The 17,448-nt window shown below is 55.7% G+C and carries 17 protein-coding genes; 9 read left to right on the top strand and 8 right to left on the bottom strand.

Annotated features, from left to right (window positions below; genetic code table 11):
• Positions 1–54 precede the first annotated feature (54 nt).
• Entirely contained in the window at positions 55–309 is a 255-nt protein-coding gene (locus PVA01S_RS19680) for a hypothetical protein (protein ID WP_236595758.1), read from the top strand.
• 67 nt (positions 310–376) lie between these two features.
• Here PVA01S_RS19680 and PVA01S_RS19685 read toward each other — a convergent pair whose 3' ends face one another.
• Complete coding sequence (locus PVA01S_RS19685; RefSeq protein WP_054800187.1) at positions 377–1,702, bottom strand: hemolysin family protein; 1,326 nt, start codon at positions 1,700–1,702, stop codon at positions 377–379.
• Between the two features lie 885 nt (positions 1,703–2,587).
• Between PVA01S_RS19685 and PVA01S_RS27525 the strand changes: the two genes are divergently transcribed.
• From PVA01S_RS27525 to nadE, 4 genes are all read left to right on the top strand, one after another.
• Positions 2,588–2,719, top strand: a complete 132-nt coding sequence (locus tag PVA01S_RS27525; RefSeq protein WP_258313516.1) for a hypothetical protein — start codon at positions 2,588–2,590, stop codon at positions 2,717–2,719.
• A 27-nt stretch (positions 2,720–2,746) separates the two neighbouring features.
• The gene (locus tag PVA01S_RS19690) at positions 2,747–3,175 is read left to right on the top strand and encodes a DUF3905 domain-containing protein (RefSeq protein ID WP_054798502.1); all 429 of its coding nucleotides are present in this window, start codon (positions 2,747–2,749) and stop codon (positions 3,173–3,175) included.
• Between the two features lie 145 nt (positions 3,176–3,320).
• Positions 3,321–3,755, top strand: coding sequence for a BrxA/BrxB family bacilliredoxin (locus PVA01S_RS19695; RefSeq protein ID WP_054798501.1), 435 nt, complete (start codon positions 3,321–3,323; stop codon positions 3,753–3,755).
• Between the two features lie 131 nt (positions 3,756–3,886).
• On the top strand, positions 3,887–4,696 hold the full coding sequence (nadE, locus tag PVA01S_RS19700) for an ammonia-dependent NAD(+) synthetase (RefSeq protein ID WP_127609000.1): 810 nt from the start codon (positions 3,887–3,889) through the stop codon (positions 4,694–4,696).
• 78 nt (positions 4,697–4,774) lie between these two features.
• Here the strand turns inward: nadE and bioA are convergent, their stop codons facing one another.
• Positions 4,775–6,139 carry an adenosylmethionine--8-amino-7-oxononanoate transaminase gene (gene bioA / locus PVA01S_RS19705; protein WP_127609001.1) on the bottom strand — a complete coding sequence of 455 codons (1,365 nt, stop codon included), beginning with the start codon at positions 6,137–6,139 and terminating at the stop codon, positions 4,775–4,777.
• A gap of 102 nt (positions 6,140–6,241) precedes the next feature.
• On the opposite strand from bioA, the gene acpS reads away from it, so the two are divergent.
• Positions 6,242–6,649 (top strand): holo-ACP synthase, encoded by a 408-nt coding sequence (acpS, locus tag PVA01S_RS19710; protein ID WP_127609002.1) that lies wholly within the window; start codon positions 6,242–6,244, stop codon positions 6,647–6,649.
• 67 nt (positions 6,650–6,716) lie between these two features.
• Here the strand turns inward: acpS and PVA01S_RS19715 are convergent, their stop codons facing one another.
• Together PVA01S_RS19715 and PVA01S_RS19720 are read right to left on the bottom strand one after the other, a co-directional pair.
• Positions 6,717–7,103 carry a c-type cytochrome gene (locus PVA01S_RS19715; protein ID WP_054798681.1) on the bottom strand — a complete coding sequence of 129 codons (387 nt, stop codon included), beginning with the start codon at positions 7,101–7,103 and terminating at the stop codon, positions 6,717–6,719.
• On the bottom strand, positions 7,100–7,699 hold the full coding sequence (locus PVA01S_RS19720; protein WP_127609003.1) for a hypothetical protein: 600 nt from the start codon (positions 7,697–7,699) through the stop codon (positions 7,100–7,102). The genes PVA01S_RS19715 and PVA01S_RS19720 overlap by 4 nt, the downstream gene beginning before the upstream one ends.
• 187 nt (positions 7,700–7,886) lie before the next feature.
• On the opposite strand from PVA01S_RS19720, the gene mutY reads away from it, so the two are divergent.
• Positions 7,887–9,023 carry an A/G-specific adenine glycosylase gene (mutY, locus tag PVA01S_RS19725; RefSeq protein ID WP_127609004.1) on the top strand — a complete coding sequence of 379 codons (1,137 nt, stop codon included), beginning with the start codon at positions 7,887–7,889 and terminating at the stop codon, positions 9,021–9,023.
• A 39-nt stretch (positions 9,024–9,062) separates the two neighbouring features.
• Here the strand turns inward: mutY and PVA01S_RS19730 are convergent, their stop codons facing one another.
• From PVA01S_RS19730 to PVA01S_RS19745, 4 genes are all read right to left on the bottom strand, one after another.
• Positions 9,063–9,746 carry a Crp/Fnr family transcriptional regulator gene (locus tag PVA01S_RS19730; RefSeq protein WP_127609005.1) on the bottom strand — a complete coding sequence of 228 codons (684 nt, stop codon included), beginning with the start codon at positions 9,744–9,746 and terminating at the stop codon, positions 9,063–9,065.
• Positions 9,747–9,936: 190 nt separating this feature from the next.
• Positions 9,937–10,551 carry a superoxide dismutase gene (locus PVA01S_RS19735; protein WP_127609006.1) on the bottom strand — a complete coding sequence of 205 codons (615 nt, stop codon included), beginning with the start codon at positions 10,549–10,551 and terminating at the stop codon, positions 9,937–9,939.
• A 101-nt stretch (positions 10,552–10,652) separates the two neighbouring features.
• Entirely contained in the window at positions 10,653–10,868 is a 216-nt protein-coding gene (locus PVA01S_RS19740) for a hypothetical protein (protein ID WP_127609007.1), read from the bottom strand.
• A 118-nt stretch (positions 10,869–10,986) separates the two neighbouring features.
• On the bottom strand, positions 10,987–11,766 hold the full coding sequence (locus PVA01S_RS19745; protein WP_127609008.1) for a hypothetical protein: 780 nt from the start codon (positions 11,764–11,766) through the stop codon (positions 10,987–10,989).
• 205 nt (positions 11,767–11,971) lie between these two features.
• Between PVA01S_RS19745 and PVA01S_RS19750 the strand changes: the two genes are divergently transcribed.
• The gene (locus PVA01S_RS19750; RefSeq protein ID WP_127609009.1) at positions 11,972–15,169 is read left to right on the top strand and encodes a S8 family serine peptidase; all 3,198 of its coding nucleotides are present in this window, start codon (positions 11,972–11,974) and stop codon (positions 15,167–15,169) included.
• Positions 15,170–15,308: 139 nt separating this feature from the next.
• Positions 15,309–17,447 carry a sensor histidine kinase gene (locus tag PVA01S_RS19755; RefSeq protein ID WP_127609010.1) on the top strand — a complete coding sequence of 713 codons (2,139 nt, stop codon included), beginning with the start codon at positions 15,309–15,311 and terminating at the stop codon, positions 17,445–17,447.
• Position 17,448 lies beyond the last annotated feature (1 nt).

Genomic DNA, 17,448 nt, shown 5'->3' on the forward strand with positions numbered 1-17,448 from the left:
CTTCCATTATAATCGTTGTGCCAACCCTTGTAAAAAAGGAGGTTTGATCGTACGATGAATGCATCGAACGCGTTTCAAGCAGGCTCACGTGAGGTAAACCGCCACTCGGGCAGAACGCAGTTGGACGACATGGAGAAGCGCATCCTGCAGCTGGGCGTCAAAAACCGGAGATTGATGAGGGACATCATGCAGAACGCCGAGGCGCTTCGAGCGACAAAAGAGGCGGTTATGATCAGTAAAACGCACATGCATCAACTGTGGCAGCAATTGAACGAGCTGCGCATTCTTCATCAATGCCCCTATCCATAGCCGAGTCCGGTCGTGAGAAAAAACGAGGTCCGAAAAATCGGCCTCGTTTTTTTAAATGTATTTATGATTATGCCGTTTGCGGCTGGGCTTGCAAGCTGCGGACGGTCAGGCGGGCGATACGCAAGTCGTCCGTTTCCTCGATGGTGAACTCGTAAAGATCCTCGTACAGTACCGATTGCCCGCGCTTCGGCGGAATTTCAACTTGCGCGTAGATCCAACCGCCGATCGTATCGTAGTCCTCGGATTGGATTTCGAGTCCGAGATGGTCGTTGACCTCGTCGATCAACGTACGACCGTCGATGGAGAACGTTGAATCGTCCTTCTTCTCGATGCTCGGCCGTTCGTCCGGGTCGAATTCGTCTTGAATTTCGCCGACGATTTCTTCCAAAATATCTTCAATCGTCACCATACCGGCCGTGCCGCCGTATTCGTCGATCAGCAGCGCGATTTGCACCTTCTTGCGCTGCATTAGCTTCAGCAGGTTGCTGATCGGCATCGAGTCGGGCACCTTGGTCATCGGCCTGAGGATGGTCCGAATATCGTCTAATCCATTCTGCGCCTTGAGCAGATCTTTAATGTGCACGAAACCGATAATATTGTCCTTATCGGGATCGCAGACCGGATACCGTGTACGCATTTCCTTGAGCGCGATCTCCATATTATCTTCGAACGGAAGATTGGCGTAAAGACAGCCCATGTCGGTACGCGGAATCATGATTTCGCGTGCGTTCGTCTCGGTAAATTCGAATATATTATCAAACAGCGTAAGCTCTGTGTTGTCGATAAATCCGCTTTTGTGACTTTCTTTCATGAGGACGCGTATTTCATCCTCGGTGTGAGCCGATTCGTGGTCGTTCGTCGGTTCGATCCCGACGAGCCGCAGCATCCAGTTGGATACGCCGTTCAGCAGCCAAATAAAAGGGAACATCAGCTTGTAGAAAAGAATAAGCGGGATGGCGGTCCACAAGGTAACCTTCTCCGATTGCCGAATCGCATACGTTTTCGGAAATTGTTCGCCAAGTGTAATGTGGAAGGCGGTAATCACCGAGAAGGCGATAATGAACGAAACCGCATGCATGGCGACGGGGCTCAAGCCCAGCCAATCCTTGAGGATAGGCTCCAACACTTTGGATATGGTCGGTTCGCCGACCCACCCCAGCACGAGGGACGTCAGCGTAATACCGAGCTGGCAGGCGGATAAATACGCGTTCAGGTTGCCCGTGATCGTCTTGGCGATGCGGGCGCTTAAATGGCCGCTTTGGGCAAGCGTATCGATACGGGTGTTACGAACTTTGATGATAGCGAACTCAGCGGCCACGAAGAAGCCGTTGAGCGCAATTAAAACAACAATTAAAACCGCGTTAATCAATAAAGGTAACGGGTCACTACTCAATCATTCCCTATCCCCTAAGTCAGGCGGATAGGTACACCTCCCTTAAACGATCAATTAAAAATAATAAATAATGCTTATAGTTCATTATATCGGAATGGAAGAACCCGCTCAAACCGAAGGTCTGGCCTTGAGGGTGCACGTCAACGTGCTGCGCCCCTACTCTGCATTCGTAATGCCTGATTTCAACCCTATTGACGCGAATTTGCGTGATTTTGTGCGAAAACAGGTTTCGGCCCGTCTACTTTACCGGGGACTGCCTTGAAATTGGCACGACAGGTGACTGATGGAACAAAGCTTCAGAGGAAAAACCACTTGCAATATTTTTTAAATTATAGTATGATAATGATTAGCTTTATTAACCTCAATTACCCCCATCAGAATCGAATTCCTCATTTACTCGATTGTTTCCGCTCAAGAAGATTCGGAATGTGTCCCTGATAAGGAACGTAGGAAGTACGTGATAGGTAATCTGATTCACACTGGCGCGGTCTTCGGAGCCGCAAGGATGGAAGAGAGGCAGGGCTTTCATTGTTTTAGTTACAAGCGTTGAGATTCACAATAGGGGTAACCTGTTTTGCATATACAGCCTAGTTTTGCAAAGTTTATACAGGATAAAGTGTTTACAAAGAAAAGGGCTTCGTTCAGCTTGAAAGTCGGCGAGGTCCTTTTTGTCGTTCGTTTCTTTGATCTGCTTTTGCGGAAGCGGGCGGTTTGGAATCATAGCTGCAAACGCGATTGTTAAATTGTTCCTCGGGGATTGAAGCATAGGGTCACTTTACATTGTGCCATACTTTAGGTAATACCGGTTTTCTTCAACCGTGGATTTGATTGTTTTTGTTAAAGCTCATGCATACTAAGAATACGAAGCAAAGGAGATAACATGCGATGGCGCAGCCGGATAAAACGCATAGCCGCGATTCCAAGGAGCAAGTTAAACAAGCCAGCCAAATAAACGAAGCGGATCAAGCCGGAGGCACGGACAAGAAACTGAACGGACCGAATCGTCCTTCTATCTAATTCCGTTCTCCAGAAGGAGGGTGTTCGATGAGCGACAAGTCGGAAGAGTCTTACGATAACGTCGAAACGGATATCAACTATAACCGCAAGAACGATCCGAAGCTGGATCCGTTCGAGATAAACTTCAAGCCCGAGTTCAAGTCGGAGCGCGGGCCTCGCGAAGCGTTCGTGAACGAACACGGCGTCTTGATCGGAGATCACGAATACGAATCGGTCGAATCGCCGCTCGAGCAATGGAATGAAGACGTCGATCCGGCGGTCATGTCCGGTGACGAATGGGTGCACCCTTATAAAGACATAGGCTTCCAAACGAAGGAAAACCGCGACTTGTTCGAAGAAGGCATCGTTCCGCAAGGCTACCCTTTCATGCATTCGGATAAAGACGTCGCCTATAAATCGTTTCAAAGCGGCGAGGCGGATTCGAAAGAGAAGGGAAGCAAACGAAGCAAGTCATGAAGTGCGGCGGGTTTTACACGGCACCATGATCGATTTCGGGGGAATGGCATGAGGAATAGGCTTTGCTTTCAACCCGCGAGCCGAGTATAATGGGGACATCCGATAGATCATATACCTTTATGTTAGGAAAAGGAGTGAAACACCTATGTCCATGTCATTCGAAAGCTTTATGCGCGACTCGGTTCAGCCGATGCGCGATGATTTAACCCGAATCGGCGTACAAGAGCTTCGTACCCCCGAGGAAGTAACCGAAGCGTTGGAAAATAAAACAGGCACGACCCTTATCGTCGTCAACTCCGTCTGCGGCTGTGCGGCAGGCCAGTGCCGTCCGGGCGTAGCGAAGGCGCTTCAGCACGAAGTGAAGCCGGACCGGTTGTTTACCGTATTTGCCGGACAAGATAAAGAAGCAACGGCGAAAGCGCGCGAGTACTTCGCACCGTATCCGCCGTCGTCGCCGTCTATCGCCTTGATGAAGGACGGACAGCTTGTTCATTTCATCCAGCGTCATCAGATCGAAGATCGTTCCGCCGATATGATTGCGGGCGACTTGATCAACGCATTCGAAACCTATTGCAAATAATAGCGCGCTCCCAAACTCCCTTCGACTCGCTTCGGCGTCGTCGACGGGAGTTTTTGTATATGGTATAATCCGGTACAACGAAAGCGTAACATTCGGACTCCGAAGAGTCGAAGAGGAGAGGTGCTGTTGGGATGAGTTTGCAGCAGGATATAATTGCCAAACTCGGCGTGAAGCCGGTGATCGACACGGATGAAGAGATTCGCCGCCGGGTCGAATTTCTGAAGGAATACGTTGTGAAATCCGGGGTAGACGGACTTCTGATTGCGATCAGCGGAGGCATCGACAGCGCGGTAGCGGCAGGCTTGTGTAAGATCGCGACGGACGAGCTGACGGCGGAGAAGGGAAGGGAGTTCAAGACGGTCGGCGTGTTCCAGCCTTATGGGGAGCAGGTCGACATCTCGGACAGCTATGCGGTGGCCGATGCGTTCCAGCTGAAGTACCGGGTGGAGACGAACATTGAAGAAGCCGTAAATGAAATTGCCTTGGAAGCCGAGTACGGCTTGAAGTCAATCGGCGTGCACCGCCACTTGAGCCGCGGAGGCAAAGGGAACGTGAAGGCGAGAACGCGCATGGTCGTGCAGTATGCGCTGGCGTTCGAGCTGAACCTGCTCGTGGTCGGGACCGACCACGCGTCCGAGGCGATTACCGGCTTCTTCACGAAGTACGGGGACGGCGCCGTGGACATTACGCCGCTCAGCACGCTGAACAAGCGGCAGGTGCGCCAGCTCGCGCAGAAGCTCGGCGTTCCGCAGAGCGTGCTGGACAAAGCGCCGACGGCCGGATTATGGGAAGGGCAGACGGACGAAGCGGAGCTCGGCATCAGTTACGACGATAACAGCGATTATCTCGAAGGCAAAACGATTTCGCCGGAAGCGCAGGAGAAATTGGAGCGGCAATATATAAAGACGGAGCATAAACGCGCTCCGATTCCGGGTATTTAATGAAGCAAACACCGTACATTCGGGCCAGTGTTCCCGAGCGTACGGTGTTTTGCTTTTCGAGCGGCTGATTTGCCTGGCTCATTCGCCGGCGCTGGGCAGCACGCGGCGCAGCACGCGGAACGTTCGCTCGACGATGTCGTCGATTTGCGCTTTCGTCGTGCAGAGCGGCAGCCAGTAGTAAATCGTATCCCCAAGCGGGCGGAGAAAGAGACCTTCATTCAAGCCTTCCAAATAAATATGAAAGCCCATGCGGTCTTCAAGGGCATAACGGGCGCCGAGCGCCGCGTCCTTGTACAGGTCGAAAGCGGCAACCATGCCGAGCGTACGCAGATGGGCGACACCTTGGAACGCTTGGAACCTGAGGACGCGCTCGCTCAGATGCGCGGACACCTCCTCCACATGCTCCAGCACGCGTTCGTCTTCCAGGATTTGCAGCGATTCGAGCGCAGCGGCGGCCGACAGCGGATTGCCCGTGAAGCTGTGTCCATGCGTGAACGTCTTCAGCTTCGCATAATCATCGTAGAACGCATCGAATACGGCTGCGGTCGTCATCGTCACAGAGAGCGGGAGCACGCCCGCTGTCAACCCCTTGGACAAGCACATGAAATCCGGCGATATTGCGGCATGGTTGCAGCCGAACATGCGTCCGGTGCGTCCGAAGCCGACGGCCACTTCATCGGCGATCAGATGGACGTCGTACTCGCTGCAGAGCTGTCTTAATCCTTGCAGGTACGAGGCTGCGTACATGATCATGCCGCCGGCGGCTTGCAGCATCGGCTCAACGATGATGGCCGCAATCTGATCGGCCGATGCGGCGAACAGCGCGCGAACGGCTTCGAGCGCCGCGGCTGCGCTGGCTTCCGCGTCGCCGTTCGGATCGTTGCGCGGGTCGGGCGAGGGCACGCCGAACGCGGCAAACAAGAGCGGGCGAAAGACTGAGAAATATTGATCGACGCTGCCGACGCTGACGGCGCCGATCGTATCGCCGTGATAGCTGTTCTCCACGAACGCAAACTTCGTTTTACCGGCGCAGCCCGATTGCTGCCAATATTGGAACGACATCTTGAGCGCGACCTCGACCGAAGTGGAGCCGTTGTCGGAATAGAACACCTTGTCCAGACCTTGCGGGGTAACCTGCACGAGTCGTTCGGCGAGTTCGATGCCGGGGCGGTGCGTCAAGCCGGCGAACATGACATGATCGGCCTGGCGCAGCTGCTTCTCAATCGCTTCCCGGATGCGGGGATGGGCATGGCCGTGAACGTTTACCCACCACGACGAATTGGTGTCGTAATAACGGTTGCCGTCCGCATCGAACAAATAGACGCCTTCCGCTTTCTCGATGAGTATCGGATCGCGCTCGGCGTAATCTTTCATTTGGGTGAACGGGTGCCAGACGTAGCGGCGGTCCGCTTGCAGCAGCCGTTCTTTTTCCTTCGGATCCATCACACGGCTCCTCCTTGAACTTCGCTTTCGGATCGGATACGATAAAGCCAATCCACATTGTACCATTGGAAGTCCGGAAATGAGAAGAGGAGGAGACGTTCGATGATTATCGGAATCGGCACCGATCTGCTGGAAATCGCACGGGTGCGGACGATCCTGGAGCAGAGCTCGGGCGCGCGCTTTCTGGAGCGGGTACTGACCTCGCGGGAGCGGGAGCTGGCGCACGCCCGCAAGGGCCGGCTGGCGGAATTTACGGCCGGCCGTTTCGCCGCCAAGGAAGCGGTGGTGAAAGCGCTCGGCTGCGGCATCGGCAAGCAGGTGTCGCTGCAGGACATCGAGGTGCTGCCGGACGAGAAGGGCAAGCCGCTTTGCCGGATCTCGGACGCCGCGTGGGACCGGCTGTATCCGGCGGGTTCGGGGCCGTCCGCAGCGGACCTCGTGATCCATCTCAGCATCACGCACTCGGAGTCGGCGGCGATGGCGTATGCCGTGGTGGAGCGGATAACCTAAAATCCCGGATGGCGGACGGGCCGGCATTCGGGATTTTGAAGGGTGAAGCTTATTGAAGCCAGGCTTCTTATTTCTTCTCCGCCAACCACTCGGCCAGCGCGCTGATTTCTTCCGGCTTCAGCTTGCCGTGAAAGCCCGGCATGCCGTTGCCGCCGTTCTCGATTTGCTTCACGATTTGCTCCTTGCTTAAGCGGGCCCCAACCTGCTTCAGGTTCGTTTTCGGCCCGACCCGGCCTTCCAGGTTGCTGGCATGACAGGACAAGCATGACTGCTTGTATACCGCTTGCACGGCTTCCGAGGCGCCGGCCATCGCTTCTTCCGCCGTGGCGGCATTCCCCGACTTGCCGCCGCCGAACGGCTCGGGACTGTTTTTCGACGCGCAGCCCGACAAGAGGCTGACAGCCAGCACTGCCGCTAGCGCGGCTGCTTGCATTCTTGATGGTTTGAGCTTCATTGGTTGACCCATCCCCTTTTCCATATGTGAATCATGACGCCTAGCGCCACCATACCCGCCCCGCCGAATGCGTCGATCAGGACGGGCGCATACCCAAGGTAACTCCAGCCGATCGTCAGCGCGACGGCGAACTGCCATAGGCTTAAATAAACAACCGGCCGTCCGAGCGAGCGGCTTAACCCCGCGTATACAATCGCAAGCAGCAGCCCTTTGCCGATATACCCGTCCAACGGATCGATCCAGCCGAATCGGGCAAGAGCGAATAGAACGCCCATGACGACCGGAACTGCCGCGATGACGATTACCCCGGGCGTTGAAGGGACAGGCCGGTTCTTCCGGCGCCGATAATAGAGGACCCATCCCGTTAGCGTAACGGCGATGGCCGTGATGACGATCTGGGCTGCTCCGGGCTGGAGGAACTGCTGCAGGAACGTGAGAGCGGCCGATGCAATCCATGCCAAGCCCCATATGTACAAGTAAACGGCATAAGGAACCGCATCGCTTCTCGCATCCGACAGAGCCTTGGGATCGGCGTGTCTGCCTTCGGCGTTACCGCCCTTGGATAGTTTGTCTGCGGCTGCGCCTGCTTGGCCCATAGTTCCGTTCACCTCTCTTCATGAATGGATGTATCATTATGATTTGAGCGTACACGTTCGGAGACGCCAAGTCAAACGTACGGAAGAAGGGGAATGTAGCGCCTTTGCTAAGCCAATATTATCGTTTTTACTCGTTTGGCGAATATCGTATAATAGATAGATAGTGAAGCCGAGCAAAGGAGACAACATGGATCGATCAACGCAAAAACATTACTTTTCCACCGAGCTGTTATCGTGGTACCGGCGTCATAAGCGGGATTTGCCTTGGCGCCGCAGCCGGAATCCTTATTATATCTGGGTATCGGAAATTATGCTGCAGCAAACCCGGGTCGACACGGTTATCCCGTATTTCAACCGGTTTATCGATAAATTTCCTACGGTGCAGGCGCTTGCGGAAGCGCCGGAGGATGAGGTGCTGAAGGCGTGGGAAGGCCTTGGCTACTATTCCCGTGCGCGCAACCTGCAAAGCGCCGTGCGCGAAGTGAATGAACGGTACGGCGGCGTCGTGCCGGATACGAAGGACGATGTCGCCTCGCTGAAGGGCGTCGGTCCTTACACGACCGGAGCGATTCTCAGCATCGCGTACAATAAGCCGGAGCCGGCGGTTGACGGCAACGTCATGCGCGTGCTCTCGCGCTACTTCCTGATCGAGGACGACATCATGAAGCCGAAAACCCGCGTCCGCATGGAAGCTTTGGCGCAGGAGCTTATCCCGGAAGGCGCCGCCGGCGATTTCAACCAAGCGCTGATGGAGCTCGGCGCGCTTGTCTGTACCCCGAAGTCGCCTCACTGCCTGACCTGTCCGGTCTTGGCGCATTGCGACGGGCGGGCGGCCGGCATGGAGGAGACGCTGCCGGTCAAGACGAAGGCGAAGCCTCCGCGCCCGGAATCGCGCGCCGCCGTGCTGATCGAAGGCGCCGGCCGGCAGGCCGGCAAGGTATTGATCCGGCAGCGCCCGCAGGACGGACTGCTCGCCCGCATGTGGGAGCTTCCGCATACGGCGCTGCTGCCGGGCGCTCGGACGGGCGAAGCGGGACTGCCGACTGCGCATGCGGCGCTGAACGCGCACCTGGCCGGAGACGGGATCGGGCTGGAGGCGCTTGCCTGGGTCATGGAGGCCGAGCACACATTCAGCCATATTCATTGGAATATGGACGTGTATGCCGCCCGGCTGGACGCGTCGCCGGTATTCGGCGAGGCTGGGCCGCTGCTGCCGTCGCATTATCGCTGGATCGGCCGGGAGGACATGGCCGAGCACGCGTTTCCGAACGTATTCATCCGGATTCTGAACGCATATTTTTCCGGAGAGTGCGCCTCTTCCTGAGGACGCGCCAAAGACCGCCCGGCCTCGGACGGTCTTTATTTAATGAATCATCTTTTTCAGACCTTCCACATCGCGGACGAAGATGAACTTTTTGTCGATCGTAATAATATGATCCTCCTGCAGCTCCTGCAGCACTTTCGTAACGGACTCGCGTACGGTGCCGACCATATTGGCCAGCTGCTGATGCGTCAGTTTCATGTTGATGAAGGTACCGTTCGTTTTGGGCTGGCCGTATTGCTCCGACAATCGGAAGATCGTTTTGATGATGCGGGACCGTACGTCGAGGAAGGTTAGATCGTAGATTTGTTCGTTGGTCTTGCGCAACCGCTCCATCGTGACTTCCAACAGGCGCAAACAAAGCTTGGGGGTTCTTTCCATGAAGTGGTAAAATTCAGAACGGACAAGCGTGTAAATCGAGCAGTTGTCCATCGTTTCCGCCGTAGCGGAGCGCTGAAGACCTGTTTGAATCAGCGACATCTCGCCGAAGAAATCGCCCCCGCGAAACAAGGATAGAATAATTTCCTTGGCGTTATCGATCCGATACACTTTCACAACACCGCTCTGGATTAAGAAGAATTCCTCGCCTGCGTCCCCTTCAAAAAACAAGATTGTTCCCTTCTTGTACTTTCGTTCGACAAATAAAGGCGCGATCGTCTCAAGTTCGGCTGCCGATAAATCTTGAAACAAGGGCACATGACGCAGGAGAGAGATCAGTTTACTCATGAACCTCACTCTTTTCCTAAAACTGGATGATTGATTAATATGACTAGATTATAGCGCGGAAATCCTTATTATACCAGCGCATCTTCGCCATACCGGTAAGGCGGGTGTTGAAAATCTCATTATTTGACATAAAAAAGACATGGACTCGGATAAACCGAAATCCATGTCTTTCTTCATATCGCGGCAGGTGTTACTTCACAGCAGCTTCGTAACGTTTGCCGACTTCTTCCCAGTTTACAACGTTCCAGAAAGCGGCGATGTAATCAGGGCGTTTGTTTTGATATTTCAAGTAGTACGCGTGCTCCCATACGTCCAGACCGAGGATCGGCGTTTCGCCTTCCATAATCGGGCTGTCTTGGTTCGGCAAGCTGTACACTTTCAATTTGCCTTCTTTGGTTACAGCGAGGAATGCCCAGCCGGAACCGAAACGTGTCGCGCCCGCTTTGGCGAAATCCTCTTTGAATTTTTCGAAGCCGCCGAGTTCGTTGTTGATCGCGTCAGCCAGCTTGCCGCTTGGAGCGCCGCCGCCGTTCGGGCCGATCGTCTCCCAGAAGAGGGAGTGGTTCGCGTGGCCGCCGCCGTTGTTGCGGACTGCCGTACGGATAGCTTCCGGTACGTTGTTCAGATCGGCGATCAAGGCTTCAATGCTTTTGGATTGCAGATCGGGATGGCCTTCCAGCGCAGCGTTCAGGTTCGTAACGTATGCATTGTGGTGACGATCGTGGTGAATCATCATGGTCATTTCATCGATGTGCGGTTCAAGTGCGTTGTTCGCGTAAGGCAGTGCTGGTAATTGATGTGCCATTGTCTAATCTACCTCCTAAGAATATAAGACTTCCAATATTTATTATCGCTTATTTACTATATAAAATCAACATTTATGTATATTAAGTGTTTGTACAAACATTACGGGCGCCGGTCATGCTCGTGGCCGCGACGTTCGATTTCGTGAATGATTTGACTGAGCATCGCGCTGCCCTGCGCGTTCAGCCAAGGGGACAAATCGCTCATCACCCGTTGATGATAGTGAAGCTCTTGCGAACTCCAGGCATTCGTATTCATATCGTTCAACTCATGAATTCGCCGAACGTCGGTGTCCGTGTGGTTTGATAGCGGAGTCATGTTAGTACCTCCTTCCGTATCCAAAGTTTACCGAAATTATCGTTTCCGCAGGAGTTCCTTTTTATGCATAAGGGACCGAAAGAAGGGCGGGGGCGGATGAAGTGCCGCCGTCCGGGCGTTAGCCCCCGCTGGACGAAGACGAGCTGCCGATGCCGCCGTGGGAACCGGAGCTGCCGGATGAGATGCCGCTGCTTGAACCGGTCGCAGGGCCGGCAATAGAGGAAGAGGACGAGCTAACGCCGGATGCCGAGGGAGCCGGACCGGTTGAGCTTGAACCGGAGCTCGTATATGAACTTGAACTCGTATTCGAGCTTGAACTCGAGTTTGAAGCGGAGCCCGTGCTTGAAGCTGAACTTGAAGGAGAACTGTCTTTGACGGAAAAGCTTCCGGTCCGGCTGCTTGTCGCCGGCTGCTGAGTTGTTCCTGAGGAGGAACTGCCGGACGGCGCCGGCTTCGAAGCCGATGCTGCCGCCGAAGCGTTCGCCGATTGGGGCGCAGCTCCCGGCGTCATCATCGACGGCTTGGTTGTCGCCTGAGCGGAGCGGTGGTAATAAGGCGTCGACCCGACGTAATAGATCGAGCTATCGTTGTCATAGTCGACCCAGCCGTTCCCGTCGTCACACCGGCCGTCATCGTCATCGTCCGCGCAATAGTTGTCCGGGAGAGCGGCCCCGGCGGCAGCACTGGCCGCCCCGCCGATGGCGGTTTCGGCGGCGCTGCCGGCCCCCGCTCCGCCCGCCGGATTGCTTACGGATGCAACGGCCCCGCTGCCGGCCGGGACGGCCGGCTGATTGACATCCGTGCAGCCGACGCTTGCGGTAAGTGCGGCGGTCGCTACGAAGAGACGTAACATTTTTTTGCCACGGGCGGGTGGTACTGCTTGATTGTTGTTGCTCACTAGGTATCGCTCCATTCCCGTCAGTCTCTGTACCCTTACATACGTTGGGAGCGTGCCGATTGTTTCAGGGGCGGTATTTTCTAAAATTTTCTATAAAACTTGTAAAATACCATTTTCTTTCATTGCGAATCCACTAGACCGATTCTATACTCGAATTATGGAAACTTTTGCGTAAAGGTCAAGCTTTTGGAGGAGGAAGTGGAAGATGGGAACACGCAGAACGGCGTGGTTTAGCGCTGGCATGGCTGCGGTCTTGGCGGTGTCCTCGCTAGGGTGGTTGGGGCCCGGGGGCGCCTACGGGCAAGCGATGGCGGCGGCGCCATCTGTCCAGCAGACTGCCGGAACGGCGATGGAGCATTCACTACATCATATACAGCCGGGAAAGGTGCTCGTTAAATACAAGGAGCGGCTACCCGCCGCAACAAGATTGTCGATGACGGCTTTACGCGCAAATCCTTACGTGGAAGTCGAAGTGGGCGAAGATCAGAGCGTCCCTGAAGCGGTCGCGGAATTATCCCGCAACCCCGAAGTGGAATATGTGGAACCGGTTTATTTATTCCGTTTGATGGATCGGGCGGCGACGCAGGATGCTGAACAAGAGGAAGGCGCAGCTACGCCCGAGCAGCCGCCGGTACCGGCGCCGGGAGCGGGAATAGATCAAGGAGTCTCTGACGGCGCGGTGCAGCCCATAACGAGCTTGATGCCTAACGACCCGCTGCTGGTGAAAGGGGATCAATGGGGCTACACGGTGACGGACATGACTTATGGCTGGCGCAGGGTAGAGGAGTCGTTACGGGACGATATCAAGATTGCCGTTATCGATTCAGGCGTCGACGCGAATCATCCCGATTTGGCGGGCAGCGTACTGCCCGGATATAACGCGGTCAATAACAATGCCGATACGCGTGATAACTACGGTCACGGTACGATGGTGGCCGGGATCGCCGCCGCCTTGGTCGACAACGGCCTGGGAATCGCAGGTTCCGCCGGCGGTGCGAAAATATTGCCCGTTCAAGTCGGGCAATGGCAGGGCAAGGATTATGTGATTCCGAGCGACGCCCTGACCGAAGGCATATACTGGGCGGTAAACGCCGGTGCGGATATCATCAACTTAAGTCTCGGCATGGACGGGTATAGCCGCGCGGTTAGCGATGCGATCCATTTCGCGCTTAGCCGGAATGTCGTTGTCGTCGCTGCCGCCGGTAACGAGAGCAATCATTGGCTCCCTAAGGAGCAAGGGAATTTGGATAATAAGACGCCCAGAGCTTTCAGCCGCACGACGTTTCCGGCGAATATGGACGGCGTCATCGCTGTCGGATCCGTAACGAGGTTGAATGACGGAAGCTTTGTGCTCTCGGACTTTTCGAACGTGGTCGATAACCTCGCTACGGTTGCTCCCGGAACGGGCATTTACTCCACGAAGATGAACGGCGATTACGCCGTAGGAGACGGCACCTCGTTCTCGGCTCCGTTCGTCTCCGGTTTAGCTGCGCTGCTCGTCGCACAAGACCGGCAGCTTACGCCAAGGGACGTGCTCCGTATTATTAAGGACAGCAGCGCCAAGGTGCCGATCGCACATCCTGTCTATGAAGGACTTCCCTTGGATGCGTTCTATATCGGCGGCGGCCTTCTGCATGCCGGCCGTGCTTTCACGCTTCCGAGGCTAAAGGTCGAAGCGGTCAAGGGCTCAACGGTTAACGGGTTCACCGATTACGGGGTGACGGTCCTGGCGTTAGACGATAGAGGGCAGCCGCTTACCGATGTTACCGGGAAGGTCACGCTTCAAGTCCAACACGTCACTCGCCTTGGCGGCGGGGGGAATACGGTGCTGGACATGGTCTACGGCAAGGCGCGGACGAATATCAGCGGCCAGGCTTCGGACGATTACTATGATCTCAGTTTGTCCGCGACGGGGTCCGATTTCATCGGCTCGGCGCCCGTGACCTTCCTGCGCCGGCCTGCAGCGCCTAAGGCTTCGCTGGCGGCAGGCGCCTATGTCGGCGGGCAGAAGGTCGAGCTGAGTACGGATGTGCAGGGCGCGACGATTTATTACGCGACGAGCGAGGCGAATAGTTGGCCGCCCGCAACGGAATACACCGGCCCGATTACCGTCGGGGCCAGCACGACGATAACGGCCGTGACCGTCAAAAGCGGGGTGATGAGCGAAGCGGCGTCGTTCGCGTATACGATCACGCCGTCCGGCGGAGGCGGCCTGGTTGGCGGCGGAGGCTTCATTCCGCCGACCCAGCCTGGGGTAGCTCCAGTCAAGGAAAGCGTGCTTACCGTGAAGCCCGATAAAGACAAGCTGCTCGAACAGCTGAAATCCGGTAAAGAGAAACGGGTGACGATCGATGCAACAAGCGATCAAGCCGTTAGCCGGGTTGAGGTCGAGGTACCCGGCGAAGTGTGGAGCAAAGCATCCGCTTCCGAGACGTCGATCGTCATCGAAACCGATCAGGCCACGCTTACCGTACCGGCCCGCGCCATAGCGCTCACGTCGGCGACGGCAGCGGTCCGAGTATCCACGGGTTTCTCCGGGGTGGCATCGGACAAGCCGGCGTACGCATTGCTCGCTTCGGCGGTGTTCGATTTGCAGGTGTACGCGGGAGAGCGGACGATAACGACGTTCGCGGAACCGGTCACGGCGGAGTTTAAATACGATGCCGCCAAAATCGCCGATCCGAGTAAAGCGGCCGTATTCTACTACAACCCGGCGGACCGACGCTGGGAATATGTCGGCGGCGAGACCGCACACGGCTCGGCGAAAGTGCAACTGCAGCACTTCTCCCGGTACGCCGTGATGGAGTGGAACCGGACTTTTGCGGATATTCAAGGACACTGGGCGCAGACAGCCATCGAACGGATGGCGGCCAGACAGATCGCCGACGGGATGACCGAGGCGGACTTCGCGCCGGAGGCGACCCTCACGCGTGCGCAATTTGCCGCGCTGCTGACCCGGAGCCTCCGGATACATACCGGTACAGGCGACTTTCCGTTCCATGACGTGCCGCAAGACGCATGGTATCGCGAAGCCGTATCCAAGGCGCTTGCTGCGGGCCTCGTCAGCGGCGTGAGCGATACGGAATTTGCGCCGGAGCAGTCGATCACGCGGGAGCAGATGGCGGTCATGCTGATGAACGCCTACGCCTACGCCCGCGCTCACGATTACGCGAGCGGTACAGCTACCGGTCCGGAATCAACGGCATGGGATACGCCGTCACGCTTCAATGACGGGGCGGATATCAGCCGTTGGGCGCTGGAAGCCGTACAGCGTGCAGTCGGGAACGGGCTGCTTGAGGGGAACCCGGACGGGACGTTCGGGCCGCGCAGCCAAGCCACGCGCGCCCAGGCGATTACGGTGTTGAGCCGTTTGCTCGACCGGCTGGATCAAGGATTTTTATAAAAAACGCCGAAACGCGAGTTGTCTTGCGTTTCGGCGTTTTTTTGAATTTTAAGTGTTCAACTTCAACCTATGCGAAAAATTAAGGTTATAATAAGAGGAAAAACTTGCCAAGATTATGCGGCGAAGGACGTTATAACGTATGCGAGCTATCGCGTTCCTCTTTTCGTTTATCCTCACATCGCTTCTATTCGCGGTCCCGGCGTTTGCAGCGGAACAGGCTTCCAGAGATGCTGCCGTCACGGATGCCGCGAGCTGGTCCTTTCACGATCAGGACGTGTACACGCTGGACGGGCCGTGGACGTTCTATTGGAGGCAGCTGCTGGAGCCCCGTGATTTTGCGGATCAGGCGGCGAACCGGGCCTCAGCTGCTGCGCCCTCATCCGCAACCGTGACGCTCCCTCATATATGGGGCACCAGCACGGGAGAAGGCTCCGGCCGAGGGGGGAGACAAGCCGCTCCAGATAGACAAGGTTACGCGACGTACCGGCTTCTTCTCCAGTTAAATGATACGGAGCGCGATACCGTCAAGGCGCTCTATGTACCGGCGGCGGCCTCGGCGTACAAGCTTTGGATCAACGGGGAGCTGAAGGCGCAGAGCGGCGAGGTGGGCACGCAGCGCGAGACGATGAAACCCAAAAATTACGCCCGGGTCATCTACTTCCAGGCTCTGGGCGGCAGCAACGAGATCGTCATTCAAGTGTCGAATTTCGTGCAGCGTAAAGGGGGGCTTTGGACCAGCCTTTATGTCGGCAGTCCGGAAGCCATCACTTATAAACGTGAGTTTAATCTTGTTTCCCAGCTTGTTATTTCGATCGTGCTGCTGACCTTGGGCGGGTATCATTTGGCGCTTTTCCTTCTGCGGAAGCTCGATCACCTCAGCTTGCTTATTAGTCTGGTCTGCGTGCTGCTCGCTATACGTTCGATGCTGCTCGGGGATACCCTGCTCGTTCGACTTTTCCCGGACATCCCGTGGGAGCTGGCGGTGAAGGCCGAGTATTTGGCGCCCTATATCGGCATACCGATCTTCGCCCTGTTCGTTAACTTGCTGTACCCGCAGGATATGCTGCGCCGGTTGACACAATGGATCGTGGCAGTCGGATTTGCGTTTGCGCTGGTCGTGCTCTTGTTTCCGGCGCGGGTGTTTACGTATACGATGGTGTCGTTTCAAGTATACAGCGTGCTTGTGTTCACTTATTTGCTGGTTGTTTTCTTCAGAGCGGCGTATCGGCGTCGGGAGGGCGCACTGCTGAACGGTTTGGCTTCCATCGTCATGTTTTTGGCCGTTTTGAACGACATCCTGTACTATAACGCCGTGCTCCATTCTATCGACTTCGCACCGTACGGCGTCGTCGTGTTCATTTTCGTGCAGACGTTGATCGTTGCGTTAAAATTTTCAAACGCTTATTTTAAAGTGGAAAAGGTGTCCGGCGAATTATTGTCGCTAAATGCGACGCTGGAAGACCGAATCAAGGTACGGACACAGGAGCTCGAAAGAAGCTATGAAAAACTGAAGGAAGCAAACGGCCATTTGAAGCAGGCCGAATCGTCGAGGCAGCGGCTGCTCGCGAACATCTCCCATGAGCTGGGAACGCCGATGACTGCGGTGCAGGGGTATTTGAAAGCGATGCTGGACGGGATTATCCGAACGGATGAGCGTCATTATTTACAGATGATTTACGATAAAGTGGTGCTTGTCAGCCGGCTGGTGCAGGATTTGTTCGATTTGTCGAAGCTGGAAGCGGGCAAGGCCAAGTTTCATTTTACTTATGTGACGGTGGAGGACCTGTTCCTTGAATATTTCGGCAGATACAGGCTGGATGTGGAGAACAGGGGTCTGCGATTTGAACTGGTCCTGCCTGAGAGCGGAGAGTCGCCATCCGTGCCCATCGTGTCGATCGATCCGTTTCGAATCCAACAGGTAACCGGCAACATGATTTATAACGCATTGAAATTTACACCGGAGGGCGGTTCGGTCAGCATTCGAGGGGAGCTTGCGGCAAACCCCGGCGACCCGGCCAAGGGCGAATTGATCGTCTCCATCGTGGACAGCGGCGTCGGCATTGAGCCGTCTGTGTTGCTCCACGTGTTCGACCGGTTTGTGAAAGGCTCGGGGGAACAGACCCGGAGGGCGGGCGAAGGATCAGGACTGGGCCTTGCCATTGCCAAAGAAATCGTAAACATTCATGGCGGTAAGGTCGAAGCGGACAGCAAGCTGAATGAGGGATCGACATTCCGCTTTACGCTGCCGGTTGAATTTTTGCATATGGAGGTGGGCTGAC

It is taken from the genome of Paenibacillus validus NBRC 15382 (assembly GCF_004000985.1).
Lineage (GTDB): Bacteria > Bacillota > Bacilli > Paenibacillales > NBRC-103111 > Paenibacillus_G > Paenibacillus_G validus.